A 607-nucleotide genomic window follows, 5' to 3' on the forward strand; every position below is an offset into this window, starting at 1 on the left:
TTTGCCGAGAAGTGCAATATCGAAGGTGGCTTTGCCCAGAGTCCATTGCACCTGAACAAGAACCTGGGGGCGGAAGGAACCTGGAATAAGGACGCCATTGAGGGGCGGGCTGCCTGGCTTGCGGCCCAGGCAGTTTCTGTATGGCAGGATCCGGCGCTGGATGCAGAATTACTGGCTGCCTATAAACCCTCACCGACGATTACATCGGCTAACTACACCATTGAAGACCATCCACACCTGGCTTCCGGTTCAATGCGTGATCTGTTTGATGCATTCCGTAAACAGGTGCTGGCGCCAGATCCGGTCGTGTCAGAAGAGTTTCTAAAACTCTACGTGGCCTACAAGGCCGAAACCAATTTTGTGGATGTCGTACCCCAGGCCAAACGCCTGCGTCTTTCACTGAATATGCCATTCCCCGATATCGACGACCCCAAAGGCCTGTGCAAAGACGTCACCGGCCTGGGGCGCTGGGGCAATGGCGATGTGGAGGTGGGTCTGTCTTCATTTGACGGACTGCCCTATGTGCTGGGTCTGGTGCGGCAATCTTTTGAAAAACAGATGGGTAATGGCGCAGATGAATAGTCTGTCGATTACCGCTTTCATCCTC

1 protein-coding gene is annotated in these 607 nt (G+C 54.0%); it reads left to right on the forward strand.

The window, feature by feature from the left end; translation table 11 throughout:
- On the forward strand, nucleotides 1-582 hold a 582-nt coding region (locus ACOCD2_RS25040; RefSeq protein ID WP_419589937.1), incomplete at its 5' end, for a DUF5655 domain-containing protein.
- Between the last annotated feature and the right edge of the window lie 25 nt (nucleotides 583-607).

The organism is Thiolapillus sp. (assembly GCF_048562965.1).
Classification (GTDB): domain Bacteria; phylum Pseudomonadota; class Gammaproteobacteria; order Chromatiales; family Chromatiaceae; genus Thiolapillus; species Thiolapillus brandeum_A.